The sequence below is a fragment of the Pseudoalteromonas sp. Ld19 genome (genome assembly GCF_045064135.1).
GTDB classification, from domain to species: Bacteria; Pseudomonadota; Gammaproteobacteria; order Enterobacterales; family Alteromonadaceae; genus Pseudoalteromonas; species Pseudoalteromonas aliena.
This window is the reverse complement of record NZ_JBISHA010000017.1, coordinates 370,196-384,553: the sequence shown is the minus strand read 5'-3', so window position 1 is coordinate 384,553 and position 14,358 is coordinate 370,196. Positions and strand designations below refer to the sequence as shown.

15 protein-coding genes are annotated in these 14,358 nt (G+C 39.3%); 4 read left to right on the top strand and 11 right to left on the bottom strand.

What is annotated here, in order from left to right; translation table 11 throughout:
- Nucleotides 1–6 precede the first annotated feature (6 nt).
- Nucleotides 7–1,059 carry an aldo/keto reductase gene (locus ACJJVZ_RS06965; RefSeq protein WP_193156343.1) on the top strand — a complete coding sequence of 351 codons (1,053 nt, stop codon included), beginning with the start codon at nt 7–9 and terminating at the stop codon, nt 1,057–1,059.
- 255 nt (nt 1,060–1,314) lie between these two features.
- Here ACJJVZ_RS06965 and ACJJVZ_RS06960 read toward each other — a convergent pair whose 3' ends face one another.
- The 6 genes from ACJJVZ_RS06960 to ACJJVZ_RS06935 are packed head-to-tail and all read right to left on the bottom strand — an operon-like array spanning nt 1,315 to nt 7,492.
- Nucleotides 1,315–1,929: a fumarylacetoacetate hydrolase family protein gene (locus ACJJVZ_RS06960; protein ID WP_405599282.1), complete on the bottom strand. Its 615-nt coding sequence runs from the start codon at nt 1,927–1,929 to the stop codon at nt 1,315–1,317.
- Between the two features lie 13 nt (nt 1,930–1,942).
- Complete coding sequence (locus tag ACJJVZ_RS06955) at nt 1,943–3,913, bottom strand: response regulator (RefSeq protein ID WP_405599279.1); 1,971 nt, start codon at nt 3,911–3,913, stop codon at nt 1,943–1,945.
- Nucleotides 3,914–3,923: 10 nt separating this feature from the next.
- The gene (locus ACJJVZ_RS06950; RefSeq protein WP_405599276.1) at nt 3,924–4,385 is read right to left on the bottom strand and encodes a response regulator; all 462 of its coding nucleotides are present in this window, start codon (nt 4,383–4,385) and stop codon (nt 3,924–3,926) included.
- Nucleotides 4,386–5,870 (bottom strand): ATP-binding protein, encoded by a 1,485-nt coding sequence (locus ACJJVZ_RS06945; protein ID WP_405599274.1) that lies wholly within the window; start codon nt 5,868–5,870, stop codon nt 4,386–4,388.
- A gap of 28 nt (nt 5,871–5,898) precedes the next feature.
- Complete coding sequence (locus ACJJVZ_RS06940; RefSeq protein ID WP_138585652.1) at nt 5,899–6,117, bottom strand: histidine kinase; 219 nt, start codon at nt 6,115–6,117, stop codon at nt 5,899–5,901.
- Nucleotides 6,118–6,151: 34 nt separating this feature from the next.
- Nucleotides 6,152–7,492: a sigma-54 dependent transcriptional regulator gene (locus ACJJVZ_RS06935; RefSeq protein WP_077535918.1), complete on the bottom strand. Its 1,341-nt coding sequence runs from the start codon at nt 7,490–7,492 to the stop codon at nt 6,152–6,154.
- Nucleotides 7,493–7,926: 434 nt separating this feature from the next.
- On the opposite strand from ACJJVZ_RS06935, the gene ACJJVZ_RS06930 reads away from it, so the two are divergent.
- Nucleotides 7,927–8,442 carry an NUDIX hydrolase gene (locus ACJJVZ_RS06930; protein ID WP_405599270.1) on the top strand — a complete coding sequence of 172 codons (516 nt, stop codon included), beginning with the start codon at nt 7,927–7,929 and terminating at the stop codon, nt 8,440–8,442.
- Between the two features lie 303 nt (nt 8,443–8,745).
- On the opposite strand, the gene ACJJVZ_RS06925 is transcribed toward ACJJVZ_RS06930, so the two are convergent.
- The 3 genes from ACJJVZ_RS06925 to ACJJVZ_RS06915 are packed head-to-tail and all read right to left on the bottom strand — an operon-like array spanning nt 8,746 to nt 10,896.
- The gene (locus tag ACJJVZ_RS06925; RefSeq protein ID WP_405599268.1) at nt 8,746–9,240 is read right to left on the bottom strand and encodes a YgjV family protein; all 495 of its coding nucleotides are present in this window, start codon (nt 9,238–9,240) and stop codon (nt 8,746–8,748) included.
- A gap of 48 nt (nt 9,241–9,288) precedes the next feature.
- Nucleotides 9,289–9,855 (bottom strand): Crp/Fnr family transcriptional regulator, encoded by a 567-nt coding sequence (locus ACJJVZ_RS06920; protein ID WP_405599265.1) that lies wholly within the window; start codon nt 9,853–9,855, stop codon nt 9,289–9,291.
- Nucleotides 9,856–10,896, bottom strand: coding sequence for an NAD(P)H-dependent flavin oxidoreductase (locus tag ACJJVZ_RS06915; protein WP_405599263.1), 1,041 nt, complete (start codon nt 10,894–10,896; stop codon nt 9,856–9,858). It abuts the gene before it with no gap.
- A gap of 200 nt (nt 10,897–11,096) precedes the next feature.
- On the opposite strand from ACJJVZ_RS06915, the gene ACJJVZ_RS06910 reads away from it, so the two are divergent.
- Nucleotides 11,097–12,473, top strand: a complete 1,377-nt coding sequence (locus ACJJVZ_RS06910) for an NAD-dependent succinate-semialdehyde dehydrogenase (RefSeq protein ID WP_405599260.1) — start codon at nt 11,097–11,099, stop codon at nt 12,471–12,473.
- Between the two features lie 118 nt (nt 12,474–12,591).
- Here the strand turns inward: ACJJVZ_RS06910 and ACJJVZ_RS06905 are convergent, their stop codons facing one another.
- Together ACJJVZ_RS06905 and ACJJVZ_RS06900 are read right to left on the bottom strand one after the other, a co-directional pair.
- On the bottom strand, nt 12,592–12,927 hold the full coding sequence (locus ACJJVZ_RS06905) for a hypothetical protein (RefSeq protein ID WP_405599258.1): 336 nt from the start codon (nt 12,925–12,927) through the stop codon (nt 12,592–12,594).
- A 5-nt stretch (nt 12,928–12,932) separates the two neighbouring features.
- On the bottom strand, nt 12,933–14,006 hold the full coding sequence (locus tag ACJJVZ_RS06900; protein ID WP_405599255.1) for a hypothetical protein: 1,074 nt from the start codon (nt 14,004–14,006) through the stop codon (nt 12,933–12,935).
- Nucleotides 14,007–14,085: 79 nt separating this feature from the next.
- Between ACJJVZ_RS06900 and ACJJVZ_RS06895 the strand changes: the two genes are divergently transcribed.
- Nucleotides 14,086–14,253 (top strand): hypothetical protein, encoded by a 168-nt coding sequence (locus tag ACJJVZ_RS06895; protein ID WP_405599254.1) that lies wholly within the window; start codon nt 14,086–14,088, stop codon nt 14,251–14,253.
- Nucleotides 14,254–14,358 lie beyond the last annotated feature (105 nt).

Genomic DNA, 14,358 nt, shown 5'->3' with positions numbered 1-14,358 from the left:
AGTTTTATGCAATATAGTCCACTTGGTAGCAGTGGTGTAGACGTATCTCGAGTGTGTTTAGGCAGTATGACTTGGGGTTTACAAAATACTCAGCGCGATGCCGATGAACAAATAGCTTACGCACTCTCTAAAGGCGTCAATTTTATTGATACCGCCGAAATGTATGCGGTGCCGCCCTCTCCCGATACATATGGAAAAACAGAGCAAATTATTGGCGACTGGTTTTCACGTAATCAGCAAAAACGTAGCGATATAATTCTCGCCACAAAAATAGCGGGAAATGGCTTATCGTGGGTGAGAGGCGGCGGTAATATTACTCGTCAATCGGTTATTGAAGCTGTTGATGAGTCACTTAAACGCTTACAAACAGACTATATTGATTTATATCAGCTACATTGGCCCAATCGCTCTACGCCTCATTTTGGTAGGCAATGGCCTGGTATGCTTAAATTTACAAACGTAAATACACAAGAACATCAAGCTGGCATGCTGGATATTTTAGAAGGTTTAAACGACTGCGTAAAAGCCGGAAAAATTAAACACTGCGGTTTATCTGACGACACACCTTGGGGGATAAGCCAATTTTTAAACTTGGCAAAAGAGCATAATTTGCCTCGTATGGTATCTATTCAAAACGAGTTTAGCTTAGCGCATACCAAAGATTGGCCCTATTTAATTGAGCAATGTGTGCATGAGGATATTGCTTACTTACCATGGTCACCTTTAGCCGCCGGTTTATTAACAGGTAAATACTTAAATGGTGCTCGCCCAGAAGGTTCTCGCTGGACCTTTATGCAGCGTAACGGTATTTTTAGAGATACACCAAACGCAGAGCAAGCGACTAAACAATATGTTGAGCTGGCGCATGCTAATAATATAACGCCAGCACAGCTTGCACTCGCATGGTGTAATCAAGTAGACGGTGTAACGTCGTCTATTATTGGTGCAACAAGTATGGCGCAATTAAAAGAAGATATTGATGCATTTGATATTACGCTAAGTGATGACGTGCTAACTGGCATTGATACTATTTTTAGAAATAATCCGATGCCGTATTAGGGCTTGTTGACCTTTGTGGATTGAAATTTGTTCAATCTAAGGACGATTTAATCGCGGCGCGAGGTTTGTAATCTATAGTCTAAGTAAGAAGAGAGCAACAAAGAGTTAACCGTCCCTAAAGAGAATCCAAAGGGCAGCGCATGTTTGGTATTTATGCTGCAAAATCAGTCACGGCAGGTCAATACGCCCCAATGTAAGTCTGCTGATTTAAAACAGATAATTAAATGATATTTAATTATCTGTTTAGTTACCTATTTAACTTGCTTGCCAGTGATGCTCTAGTAAACACTGATCATTGGCATAAAGCGCGACAGCAAAAATACTTTTCGCGGTTACCTCCCCTACACCTGAAGGTGTGCCTGTCATGATCACATCACTATCTTCTAAGCTCATAAACTCGCTGATATTTTGTAAAATAGATTCAGGGTTATGTAACATAAAATGAGTATCACCTTGCTGAATAACAGCATTATTAATTTTAAGTTCAAACGTAAAATGCTGCATTGCATCTGTTAACTCTACAAAGTTAGTTAGAATAACTGAGCCGTCAAATGCTTTAGCTCGCTCCCAAGGGAGCCCTTTATTTTTTAATTTACTTTGTACTGTACGCTTAGTTAAATCAAGGCCTAACCCAACACCTACAAACTTTTTATTTTTTACAACAAAACATAGCTCTGTTTCATAGTGCAGCGTATCGCCGTTATGAGCCGAATTTAATCGCGTGGTAATTGCACTATTTGGCTTATTGAATAACACCATTTGATCTGGTGTTTCATTATTTAACTCCGCAATGTGCGCAGTGTAATTTCGACCAACACAGACTACTTTTGATGGCGTTAATTCTTCAGATACTAACTTTATTGAATGCATATAAATAATATCCCTATGAGCTAATAAGCGTTTCAAGTAAGCTCAAATTAATAGGTTTTAGTAAAACATGGTCAATATTTAAATCTTTTATCTCTTTAGGATCAGGCTCTGCACCACTTACAATTACCAAGCGTAACTCAGGGTAACGCTCATTAATTTGCTGGCCTAAATCAACCCCTCGCCCATCAGGCAGGTGCATATCTAACAATACTTTATTAAATTGCTGATCGTGATTGAGTATTTGTAAACATTGCGCACAACTCGATGCTATCACGGTTTCCACACCTAAACTTTCTAAAAGCAACTGTGTTATTTGCGCTGCATCATGGTCATCTTCAACAAGTAAAAAACGCTGTTTTTTTTCTGTTAAGCCTTTATCACCGTTTATATCTTTAGCTTTAGGCGCGTGCTCTGGCGCCATTAAGTAATCTTGTAAGCATTGATATAAAGCGGCACTATCAACCGGCTTTGGTATTACATCATTAAAACCAAGTGCTGCCAGCTCCTCATGTATCCCTTTCATCGTTGCAGCCGTCAGCGCGATTATTGGGCCTTTATAACCCATTTTTCTAAGCTCTATAGTAGCTTCTTTGCCGCCCATTACAGGCATATGAATATCAATAAAAATAATATCATAAGGCGCTTTATACGCATCCGCGATGCGTACTTTTTCAAGTGCTTGCTGACCATGCTCTGCATAATCAACCCTCGCACCACAAGAGCTGATCATGTGCCCTACTAGCATGCGTAAATCACGTAAATCATCAACAACTAATACACGGCCACTTACTTTACAAGGAGCTAATTTACTGTGTAACTGCGGCGCACTACTAAAGTTAAGAACTTGTCGCTCTACCTCACTAATATCCCCAGGATACACCGAAATGGTAAATGTAGAGCCTTTGCCAAACTCAGATTGTAAATTAATATCGCCATGCATACGTGCTAATAATTCTGCGCATATTGCTAAACCAAGACCCGCTCCGCCAACAGAGCGCGATTCCACATCGGCTATTTGCTCAAACGGCTTAAAAATAAGTTTTTGTTTTTCAGGTGCAATCCCCATGCCTGTGTCTTTAATACTAAAAAACAGCATTTCTTGGTCATCAACCCATTGGGTCCACGCATTAATAACAATTTCGCCTTTATCGGTAAATTTAACGGCATTATTTATTAAATTTATTAATATTTGACGAACTCTTGTGGCATCAAGTCGTGCAACTAAAGGCAGTGGTTTATCTGATTCAAAACGAAGCGTAAGCCCTTTATCAAGTACCGATACACGCATTAAGGTATAAACATCCGCAAGCATGCTATCGAGGTTTACTTCGCTTAAGGTAAGCTCGAGTTTATCGGCGGCTATTTTAGATAAATCGAGAACATCGTTTAATAAGCTTAATAAATGCTTACCGTTTCGATAAATAACTCCCAATTCATTTTCTGCTTGCTGACTAAAGTCGCTCTGCATTAATAATTCGGTATAACCTAAAATAGACGACAGTGGAGTGCGTAGTTCATGGCTCAAATGAGCTAAAAAGCGGTCTTTTGAGCGGTTTTCTGCTTCTGCTTTTAAACGCTCAACTCGCTCACCTTCTACATCTTTTCGTGCCAAAGCATAACGAATGGCGCGAGCAAAACGGCTCGAGCTCATTTCCGTTTTTATTAAGTAATCAACTGCACCCGCATCAAGCGCTGCGCAATCTAACTCGTCGTTGGATTGGCCGGTGAGCATAATAATCGGGCCGCTAAAGCCATTGGCAATGGCTTCCTTTAATACATCTAATCCGTTTGATGCACCTAAGCGGTAATCAAGTAGACAAATGTCGTGCTCATTCTTACTAAGCGTCGCAATTGCCTGCTCTGGAGAGCTTACCCATTGAATGTTAAACGTGTGTGAATCTAATTGGTCTAGATAGTCGCAGGTGAGTATGTAATCATCTTCATCATCTTCTACAAGCAGCAACTGAGTCACTTTATCTAACATAAAATCTCCATTAATCGTTAAATGTTGTCGGTAGCTCTACAAATTCTACCCAATACTTTCCTAACGTTTTCATTAGCTCAACTAAGCCATCAAACGTCACCGGTTTTGTAATATAAGATGCAGCTCCTAAGTTGTATCCCTTAACCATATCTTCTTCTTGCTGAGAAGTAGTTAAAATAACAACCGGAATCCCTTTTAGATTAGGGTTTGCTTTTATTGCCTCAAGCGCCTCACGACCATCCATTCTTGGCATATTTAGATCTAGTAATATAAGTCCAGGACGCGGCGACACAGCTTTATCGGCAAATTTCCCCCTGCGCTCTAAGTATTCGAGTAATTCAACGCCGTCCTCAACAAAATGAAGATCGTTAAGTACACGGCTTTCAGCAAGGGCATCTTGTGTTAACAAACGATCATCTTCATCATCGTCCGCCATTAAAATAGTAATCGGTTTTACTTTTGAATAGGGCATTTAAGCCTCTCCTTGCAATGTGAAAAGCGCAGCTTCCACAGGTAGTTTTATAATGAAGGTCGCACCTTCACCGTCTTTACTTTGGGCTGTAATTGTTCCGCCGTGGCGCTCCACAATTCGTCGACATACAGAAAGACCAATTCCGGTGCCTTTGTACTCAGAGCGACCATGTAAGCGCTGAAACGGAACAAATATTTTATCGGCGTAGTCTTGTGAAAAACCAATGCCATTATCTGTTATCGTAATAATTTGAAAACTTAAATGCGTATTATGATCAGCACTAAAAATATCTTCATGCTGATAGCTTATTTTTATGTGCGGGTTCACATTAGCTCTTCTAAATTTAACCGCATTTGACAGCAAGTTTAAAAATAATTGCTGCATTTGGCTTTTATCTGCTTGAATAACGGGTAAATTTTCTACATCAATTTGTGCGTTAGATTCGTTTATCGCAATTTCTAAATCACTTAAAATATCGGTTACCACTTCGTTCAAACTTGTATCAGCAAACTCTTTACCGCGCGTAGCAATACGCGAAAACTCAAGTAGGTCATTAATTAAATTAGACATACGCTGGGCAGCATTTTTCATGCGGCCAATATAATCGATGCCTTTTTCGCCCAATTCATCTTTGAACATGGTTTCAAGGCGATCACTAAATGCTTGAATTTTACGAAGCGGCTCTTGTAAATCATGGCTCGCAACAAAAGCAAACTCCTCTAACTCACGATTACTGCGACTCAATTCATCTGAGTATAATGTTAGCTCTTGCGTACGCTCCGAGACCTTAGCGGCTAACGTTTCGTTTTGTTTTTCAAGCTCAAAACGATACTGAGCTGCATTTCTTAAATTAAGACGCGTCATAATAAACATACCAATAATAAGCAGAGCACTTGTTATTGCTGTAATCGCAAAGGTAATTTTTGCCTCATTTTTAATTTTAGCTAATTTTGCAAAGTGGCTCACTTTAAAAAGTAGTTCTCGGTCTTGAATTTCATTAACACTTTCACGAATTTGCTTATAAAGGCCTCGGCCTTTATGCGTATTAACTATGTATAACGCACGTCGCTCTTTGTCATTAAGAGCAAGATTAACCGTGGTCTTTAATTCTTTAATTTTATTGCCTGTAAGTACTAACAACTGAGCAATTCGATCTGCTTGGCCGTCTATTTCAGAGTGAAGTGATTTTACATGATTTGTTTGCGCTTCTAATTGCCCTATTGCATCATAGTAAGGTGTTAAATAATCATCCTCTTCCGTTAATAAATAACCACGTTGACCCGACTCAGCTTGTACGATAGACAAATGCAGTTTCTCTATTGCCGTTGCCAGCATATTTGTATTGTCTAAACTTTTTTGAGTTTGCGTTAACCCTTGAATCGTATTCAATGCTAAAAATGCATTACCTACAATAATGCTTAATACCACCACAATAAAAGCGGCCCACGTAATGTTCGCTTTACCTTGCTGTTTTTGCTTGCTCATAGATGTGTAAACGCCTGAGTTAAATTTGTTAATCGTTATTATGATCAGTAATATTTTGCAAACTTTCACTGCATTGCTGGCAGTTCAAAATTATTTTATCCAGAGCTTCAATCGCCTTTTGTTTGGGCATATCGTTTTCTAACACTAACTTTATTAGCTCCGCGTTCATTGAAATTCTATTCAACGGAGCTCTTGCATCATGAACAAGTTTATTAAGCGCTGTGCTTTGCTTACTTTCTTCAGTCACAATAATATTTCCTTTTGTTTAACCAAAATATAAGTTACTTGTACTCACCAATTCCACCGTAAGCATTAAGGCGGTTATAAAGTGTTTTAGTACTAATACCTAACATTTGTGCCGCAAGCGTTTTATTGCCTTGCACTTTATCGAGCGTTGCATGAATCAGCTCTTTTTCAACTTCTTCAATTGTTTGCCCTGCCGACACCTGTTTTTCTGCTGCTTGATTATTAACACGCGAAAAAGGCGACTCTAAATTGTCAGGCAGCGTAATATCACTGGTTTGCGGATCACTCATAATAAAGGCCCGATGAATTGCATGGCGAAGCTCACGTACATTACCAGGCCATTCATAGCTTTGTAGCTCTTTTAGCTGTTGCGCTGTCCAGCTAAACGCGGTGCCATTTTCATCATTTAATTGCTCTAAAAATGCTTTAGCTAAAAGCGGAATATCTTCTTTGCGATCGCGCAGTGGCGGTATATCAATAGGAAAAACAGCCAGTCTAAAATAAATATCTTCACGAATTACATTGTTGTGCGCTAAATCGCTAAGCGTGCGGTTAGTCGCCGAAATAACACGACAGTTAGTCGGTATTTCTCGGTTACCGCCTACACGCGTTACTTTTTTAGTTTCAAGTACTCGCAGTAAATTTGGTTGCATATCAATTGGCATTTCGGTTACTTCATCCAAAAATAAAGTCCCGTTATTTGATTGCTCAAATACGCCCTCTTTGCGTGCGATTGCTCCCGTAAAAGCCCCTTTTTCATGGCCAAACAATTCACTACCAATTAACTCTTTTGAAAGCGCTCCGCAGTTACTCGCAACTAATGGCCCTTCACATTGGCTTGCGTTATGAATAGCTTGCGCCACCACCTCTTTACCTGCACCACTTTCACCCATAAGCATTACGTTCGCATTTGTTTTAGCTACACGTTCAATCATGTTGTAAAGTTTTTGCATTGCTTCTGATTCGCCAATCAGCCCACCAAAATGACGAGTAATACCGCTCGACTTGGCTTTTTTAACTGCTTTTTTAGGACCATTTAAAACCAGCTCTAAATCTTCTCGCTGTAATGGTTTTAATAAATGCCCAACATTAGGCTCGCACATTTCAGCTAAAATACCTTTAACTGAAGGGTGTCCCGATATAAGTGTAATTTTTGGAGACTGCCCGATCATTTTTAAATGGTCAAGAAGGTGTAAACCGCTGCCGTCAGGTAACATAAAATCAAGAAGAACATGATCGAAGGTATTATTTTCAAACCACTGATGCGCTTCTTTTAAACTGGTCGCGGTGTTTATATTATGGCCGAGAAATTCGACGATATGGCAAACAACATCGCTAAACTCGACGTCATCATCTACTAAAAGTATATTTAACATGATAAATCCTTATTCTTTTTTATCATTCTACGCACCCTTACACCTAATTTAAAGGAAGGTGTGCTGAAAAGCGCTTTCATCTAAATAAACTAAATGGGTTAACGTCTTATTTTACCAACCAGAGATTTACGTGTGCTGAAAAAAAACGATCACATTAATTTCTATTACTTGCAACTTCACAACGTACTTGAGTGATACAGCTGATATAATTAACCTGAACTGTAGATAATAAATTCATCTCACGCAGCTACTTTTAATGCGAGCTGCGTTGAATTTACTTGCAATCGCCCGCTATTGACGCGTAAATTCGCCTTGTTTTCACCGAAAACCTCTGGCTAGAGAAAAAATTATAATTTCATTATAGTTCAATATGTTAGTAAATCTCTTAACCAGAGCTTAGGTTAATCAGAGCGCAAAAAAAAGTGGGATAAAAAATGCAGCAATTAAAAACCCTAATTCATTCCGGTATTAATATTGATCAAGGAACTATTTTTGTTCGCTTGACCGCGCGCGCCATTGTTATTAAAAATAATAAAATATTATTAATGTACACCAATCGATATGAAGACTATAGCTTACCTGGCGGTGGGGTGGATGAAGGCGAAAGCATTGAGCAAGGTTTGATCCGCGAACTAAATGAGGAAACTGGCGCGCAACAAATAAATGTTGTTAAAGCCTTTGGCCTCTACGAAGAGTACCGACCTTGGTATAAAGATGATTTTGATATTATTCATATAAAATCATATTGCTATGTATGCAATATTGCCGATGAATTTGGTAAAGCTCAATTAGAGCATTACGAACAGCAAAATGGTATGACCGCTAAATGGGTAAATATTAACGATGCGATTGCACATAATGAGCGCACGTTAGCTAACAGCGAGAAACAAGGGTTATCAATCCTCCGTGAAACCTATTTACTCAAAAAAATTGCGACACAATTTTTCTAACCTCCTTACTAGGGCGTGTTGACCTTTATGGATTGAAATTTGTTCAATCTAGGGGCGATTTAATCGCGGCGCGAGGTTTGTAACCTGGTGGGCTAAGTAAAAACCGAGCAACAAAGAGTTAATCGTCCCTAGAAAGAACCCAAAGGGCAGCGCATGTTTGGTATCTATGCTGCGTTATCGCCTATTTATGGGGAACAACCACACATCACAGGCTCTGCCTTGCCTAAATACCAAACATACTGCTGCAAAATCAATCACGAAAGGTCAACACGCCCTAGCGCCTCATCAACCTTGTGTATACCTCTAAACCGATTTTTTAGGGGTATAAAAGCGATATAACCCGAGCATATTACTTGCCAAAAATAAACACTCCATCAGTACTGCAACGGGTGACCCAGCAAACACGTTATGACTTATCCAAAAAGATGTACCTAACACCATAAGCAAGCGTAAGTACAAATCTTGTTTTTGAAACGATGCAAATGTTTGAATAAGTGTTGCTGCCAATGCCAAGCCACTCAACCAGTTATGCCAAGTAAAATATACGGCCAAACAACTAAGCAACATAAAAAGGAGCATCACCCATGTTTTTCGTGCAAATACACAATACAGATAACGCAGTGCGGCTATTAGCATTAAGCTTCCTGCACTGGCATGGCCAAGTATAAAAAAATGTGCTGAGGTCAGTAAAACAGAGCTAAATAAGCAGCCTAAAATAAATATACGCGACTTAAACTGAAAAGATGCTAAATCTAGCAAAGTAGCAATAGTAACCAAGCACTGAGCAAGTAAGAACATAATGACTCCTGAAAAACAGCAGTCTAACTGGCTTTATTTTATTTGCCCTTAACTTAAGTTAAGCCGCTTACGAATTCGTGATAAAGAAATTGCCGAGATACCAATATACATTGCGACTTCTATTAGGCTCAATTGTGCTAACCAATGCGGTTTTTGCAAAAGTAAGTAGCGGTAACGTTGCTCGGGACTATTAAGTAATAAAAAAGCTTCTTTGGCTTCTTTCAAAATTAGCTGTTGAGTAATAAGCTTCACCTTAATATCTTGCCACTTGCTTTGCTCAAAAAGGCTCAATGGAACAACGATAACTGTTGCTGCTTTTATTACTTTTAATTGATAAAAAGCATCTGTATCTGCAAGCCAGTTAGCAAACAACAAAGCAAATTCATCTTTAAAATAAAACTCCTTACATTTTTGACTGCCATCAGCCGTTGAATGTAAAGCGCCTAATACCCCATCTATAATCAAATAGCCAAAGCGCTGTTTTTGCCCTTGTTGCAACAAAACAGTATCGCGAGAAAATTGCTTAATGGGGTATTGATCGCCAAGCTTTAACTTTAAATCTTGTGCAAGTACTGCATAGCTATCACCAAGCTCAATAGTGTGCCGATGATTCATTTAAACCAACCACTTTTGCATTAATGTTTGTGTTATTTGAGCTGCGCTCATGTGCTCCCTTCGGATGTATTTTTGACCACACCACAACGGCGAAAAGCCACTATCACCCAATGCTTCAGCTCTGCTTCTCAGTGCCGTTATTGCAATACTCGCATAAGGAAATGGCGGCACATGTAAAGGCATTGAACCAAGCTCTTTCATTGCACGATTACAAATACCTCGGGCTGCACGCCCTGAAAATAATGTAGTGAGCGCTGTATTGTCTTTCTGCTGGGATAAAATAGCATCACGATGAAGCTTTGACGTAGTTGCCTCATTACAGAGTAAATACGCACTGCCAACTTGTACCCCTGATGCGCCTAATGTTTGCATATGTGCTACATCATCCTCAGTTGCAATTCCACCAGCAGCAATTATAGGAACTGATACGTGCGCAACGCATTCTTGCACTAGTTCAGCGGTACTTTTATGCAAACTTAAATCCATAGATAAAAAATGACCACGGTGTCCGCCCGCTTCTAAGCCTTGGGCAATAACAGCATCAGCACCATTATCGACAAGCCATTTTGCCTCTTCAATGGTTGTTGCAGTAGAAATAACGCTTGCCCCCCAGCTTTTAATTTGTTTAAGCAAAAACGGCGCAGGTAAACCAAAATGAAAACTCACCACAGCCGGTTTATAAGGCGCAATAATATCGATAATACTTTGATTTATAGGCTGTCGAGAAGCTTCGTCCGCTAAGCTACTTTCGGCAATGGCGTATTCATTAAAATAAGGGGCCAATGTTAAATGCCATTGTTGCTTTTGCAGCTTGGTGTATTGCAAGGTTGAATGGCAAAAAAAGTTAAGATTATAAGGCTTACTGGTTGAACGACTAAGTAACTCTAGCTGCTCTATAAGTTGTATTTTAGAGAGCATTGCGCACGGCAAAGAGCCCAATCCACCAGCCTCACAGACACTGGCAGCTAATACTGCATCTTGCACACCAGCCATTGGCGCCTGTATTAGCGCAGTGGAAATATCAAAAAGTGTTCGTATCATTTTTATTCCCTATGTAACTTTTTCTGCAACTTGCACTATTTACAAAACATACCATAAATACATTACATAAAAAATAAGCACCTTTATAAATAAAAATTAAAATACAATAAATAACAATAAGTTAAAGTTATTTTTATATATTTAGACAGCTGGCGTTCGTTTTGCATTACTCCCTATACATAATTAGTAAGGAGATAGAAATGAGTAACACAGTTAAAACGATTAATCCGGCAACTGAGAAAACCATTGAAACCTATACGCTACTTTCTCAAAAAGAAGCGGAGCAGGTAATAGAAAAATCTCACGAAACATATTTAAAATGGCGTTTAACGTCATTCACTGAACGTGCAAAATATTTAAATAACTTAGCATCACTTTTTGAAGAACAAAAAGAAGCGATCGCAAAACTCATGACCGAAGAAATGGGTAAAGTATACGAGCAAGGCTTTCAAGAAGTTGAGCTATGTGCAGGAATTTGTCGTTATACTGCTGAAAATGGCCCACAAGTACTCGCCGACGAAGATCGCGAGATGGACGGCGGCCGCGCAATTATTAGTTACCAACCAACAGGTGTACTGCTGGGTATTCAACCGTGGAACTTCCCGCTTTATCAGGTAATTCGTTACAGTGCCGCTAACATCATGGCGGGTAACACTACAGTACTAAAACATGCCGGTAATGTATTTGGCATGGCTGAAAAAATTGAAGCGCTATTTAAACAAGCCGGTTTCCCAGAGTACTGTTTCAGCAACTTACTCATCGACGGTAAAACCGCCAGTTCACTCATTGCGCACAAAGCAATTAGCGGCGTAACCTTTACGGGCAGTGATGCCACAGGTAAAAAAGTAGCTGAAGAAGCGGGTAAACACGCTAAAAAAACAGTGTTAGAGCTGGGCAGCAACGATGCGTACTTAGTACTTGATGACGCCGATTTAGAGCTTGCAGTTAAAACCTGTGTAACCGGGCGCATGATCAACAATGGCGAAACGTGTGTTTCTGCTAAACGTTATGTTGTTGTTGAGTCACTTTACGATGACTTTAAAGCGCAAATAAAAGAGCAATTTGAAGCCATGAAAATGGGTGACCCAATGGCTGATGACACAGACCTAGGCCCAATGGCCCGTGAAGATTTACGCGATGGTATTCACGACCAAGTAATGGAATCAGTAAAAGCAGGTGCAAACATAGTAACGGGTGGCGAAATACCATCGCAAACGGGTTACTACTACCCACCAACGCTACTTGATAATTTATCGCCAGGTATGCCTGCTTACGACGACGAATTATTTGGCCCTGTCGCTTCGCTTATTAAAGCCAAAGACAACGACGATGCAATGCGTATCGCCAACGACTCTCGCTATGGCTTAGGCGGTGGTATTTTCTCAAAAGATGAAAATAAAGCCATTGAGCTTGCTAAAAAGTACTTCGACACCGGCATGATCAACATTAACGGCTACGGTTTAGCACAACCTAACCTACCGTTTGGTGGTGTTAAAGGCAGTGGCTACGGCCGAGAACACGGTGGTTTTGGTATGCGCGAATTTGTGAATATCAAATGTATTATGATCAATAGCTAATTTAGCTACGAAGGTTATTTAAACTTTCTCAAGAAAAACAAAACATCGCGCTAGGGATAAGCGCGATGTTTTTTACGTACCATTCTGTCTAAAATTGATATTAGCTGAAGATAAATAGCTAAGCTTTAAAGAATATAGTTTCAATAGCTCCTAAAAATACAGTCATAAATAGCCCAATATTAAAACAAAATGCCAGTATTCGATCACCACTACGGGCGTGTTTTAATATAAATTCATCTTTTAGTAGAGATTCTTTTTTAGGTTTATTTCTGATAAGTATTAGAGCATACATACCTACACGTAAACCAAATCCTCCACTGTCCCATTGAGGAATTCCTGACCCTTCTGCTCTTAATTTGTTGTCTAAATAACTAACAGAAATTCTAGTAAATAATAATCCACCAATAAGAAAAAGCGCTAAGCCTGAAAATAGAAGAAAATCAAAGAGCACCATATTTGTCACCAACTCCAAGAATCACTTAAATCATAAGCTTTATTAGCTACCCTCTGAGCTGCATTATCTGCAAATTTAGAAGCAGCATAACCTGTACCTAAGCCGACACCGATTAATATTATCCAACCAACTGGGCCCATCGCAATTGCAATACCTGTTCCCAAGGCAATAGTTTCCGCACCAACAGCTAAACCTGCTGCCGTCCCCGCACCAAATCCAGCAGCCTGAACAGCAGCTGTTTTACCCCAATTCCCTCCTGACTGGTACTCAGTATAAACTTTATCGGTTCTTACAACTGCGTCTAAAACGATGAGACCGTTACCTAAAACAGAAGAGCCAACCTCTAAAGCACGTAAATTACGAACCCCTGACAATGAAGTAATTTGTATTGATGCTGAATTTCTTGAGCTTATTGCTTGATTAATACCCCTTTGCGGATTATTCCAGACATTACCTCGGGCACCACTTTTTAATCGGCTCGAAACTGCTTTAAGCTCTTTAGTGAACTTCTCATTTAATTCGATATGTGCATTTTTTGCTAAGTTACCTAACTTAATCAGCTCCTTTTTGGGCGCTTTATTTTTTGCTGCTGTACGGATATCCATCAAAGACTTTTGATACTTTAAAATAGCTCCACCAAAGCGACTTAAACGAACCTCTTTAGCGTTTAATGAAGTTGCAGCAGCACCTGTGGCAGTAAAAGAATCAACTTTATAGCCCATAATTTCATCAACCTGTCTAAGATAGGGCTGCAATTCCTTCTCGTAAAGCTCCGCAATAGCTTGGGCCTGAATACTACCAAAGCTATCGACTAAATTTGTTATATTTCTTTTTGTCGACTGAGACCAAGAATTAACCCCATCTAATGCACAAGCGATATCAGGCCTAGATTCACGCAGTTTTTTTACACTGTCTGAGCCTGACTCACTTACTATAAAAGGCGTTCCTGCTGGGATAAACGATCCCAATATATGGGGATTATCTTGTCGAAACTGCTTATAAGCTAATTTATTACTAGTATCAATAGGTAAACTTGTACGTGATTTAGTACTAAAACAAAGATCAAACTGATGTGACATAAAATATCCTTATCAAAATATATGCAATCATTAAACAATAACATAAAAAAATTAGGGTATAATCATAAAAGATTATAAAATGCCGAATATATTTAGTTACCCCATCAATAAATCTACTTTAGGAAAGTTGCGCAGCTTTAATACTCACACATCTAAAGCAGATATCTCAAATGAATTTGGCAAACCTGTAAGCAGTACATTGAATGAAACAACCATTTCGTGGGAAGTAAACCTAGGTTTAAAGTAACGCGAGTTAAAGCTTATTTTCTAACTGGAAAATTAAATAAAATTCAATTTTTGTCACTTGATCCATTTTGGGGTTATACGCTTTACTATTCAGAAAATGGCGTTG

Excerpts from the sequence above, each read along its gene's own strand:
- ACJJVZ_RS06965 (WP_193156343.1), top strand. The coding sequence starts at position 7 with ATGCAATATAGTCCACTTGGTAGCAGTGGTGTAGACGTATCTCGAGTG.
- ACJJVZ_RS06960 (WP_405599282.1), bottom strand. The coding sequence starts at position 1,929 with ATGCATTCAATAAAGTTAGTATCTGAAGAATTAACGCCATCAAAAGTA.
- ACJJVZ_RS06955 (WP_405599279.1), bottom strand. The coding sequence starts at position 3,913 with ATGTTAGATAAAGTGACTCAGTTGCTGCTTGTAGAAGATGATGAAGAT.
- ACJJVZ_RS06950 (WP_405599276.1), bottom strand. The coding sequence starts at position 4,385 with ATGCCCTATTCAAAAGTAAAACCGATTACTATTTTAATGGCGGACGAT.
- ACJJVZ_RS06945 (WP_405599274.1), bottom strand. The coding sequence starts at position 5,870 with ATGAGCAAGCAAAAACAGCAAGGTAAAGCGAACATTACGTGGGCCGCT.
- ACJJVZ_RS06935 (WP_077535918.1), bottom strand. The coding sequence starts at position 7,492 with ATGTTAAATATACTTTTAGTAGATGATGACGTCGAGTTTAGCGATGTT.
- ACJJVZ_RS06930 (WP_405599270.1), top strand. The coding sequence starts at position 7,927 with ATGCAGCAATTAAAAACCCTAATTCATTCCGGTATTAATATTGATCAA.
- ACJJVZ_RS06925 (WP_405599268.1), bottom strand. The coding sequence starts at position 9,240 with ATGTTCTTACTTGCTCAGTGCTTGGTTACTATTGCTACTTTGCTAGAT.
- ACJJVZ_RS06920 (WP_405599265.1), bottom strand. The coding sequence starts at position 9,855 with ATGAATCATCGGCACACTATTGAGCTTGGTGATAGCTATGCAGTACTT.
- ACJJVZ_RS06915 (WP_405599263.1), bottom strand. The coding sequence starts at position 10,896 with ATGATACGAACACTTTTTGATATTTCCACTGCGCTAATACAGGCGCCA.
- ACJJVZ_RS06910 (WP_405599260.1), top strand. The coding sequence starts at position 11,097 with ATGAGTAACACAGTTAAAACGATTAATCCGGCAACTGAGAAAACCATT.
- ACJJVZ_RS06905 (WP_405599258.1), bottom strand. The coding sequence starts at position 12,927 with ATGGTGCTCTTTGATTTTCTTCTATTTTCAGGCTTAGCGCTTTTTCTT.
- ACJJVZ_RS06900 (WP_405599255.1), bottom strand. The coding sequence starts at position 14,006 with ATGTCACATCAGTTTGATCTTTGTTTTAGTACTAAATCACGTACAAGT.
- ACJJVZ_RS06895 (WP_405599254.1), top strand. The coding sequence starts at position 14,086 with ATGCCGAATATATTTAGTTACCCCATCAATAAATCTACTTTAGGAAAG.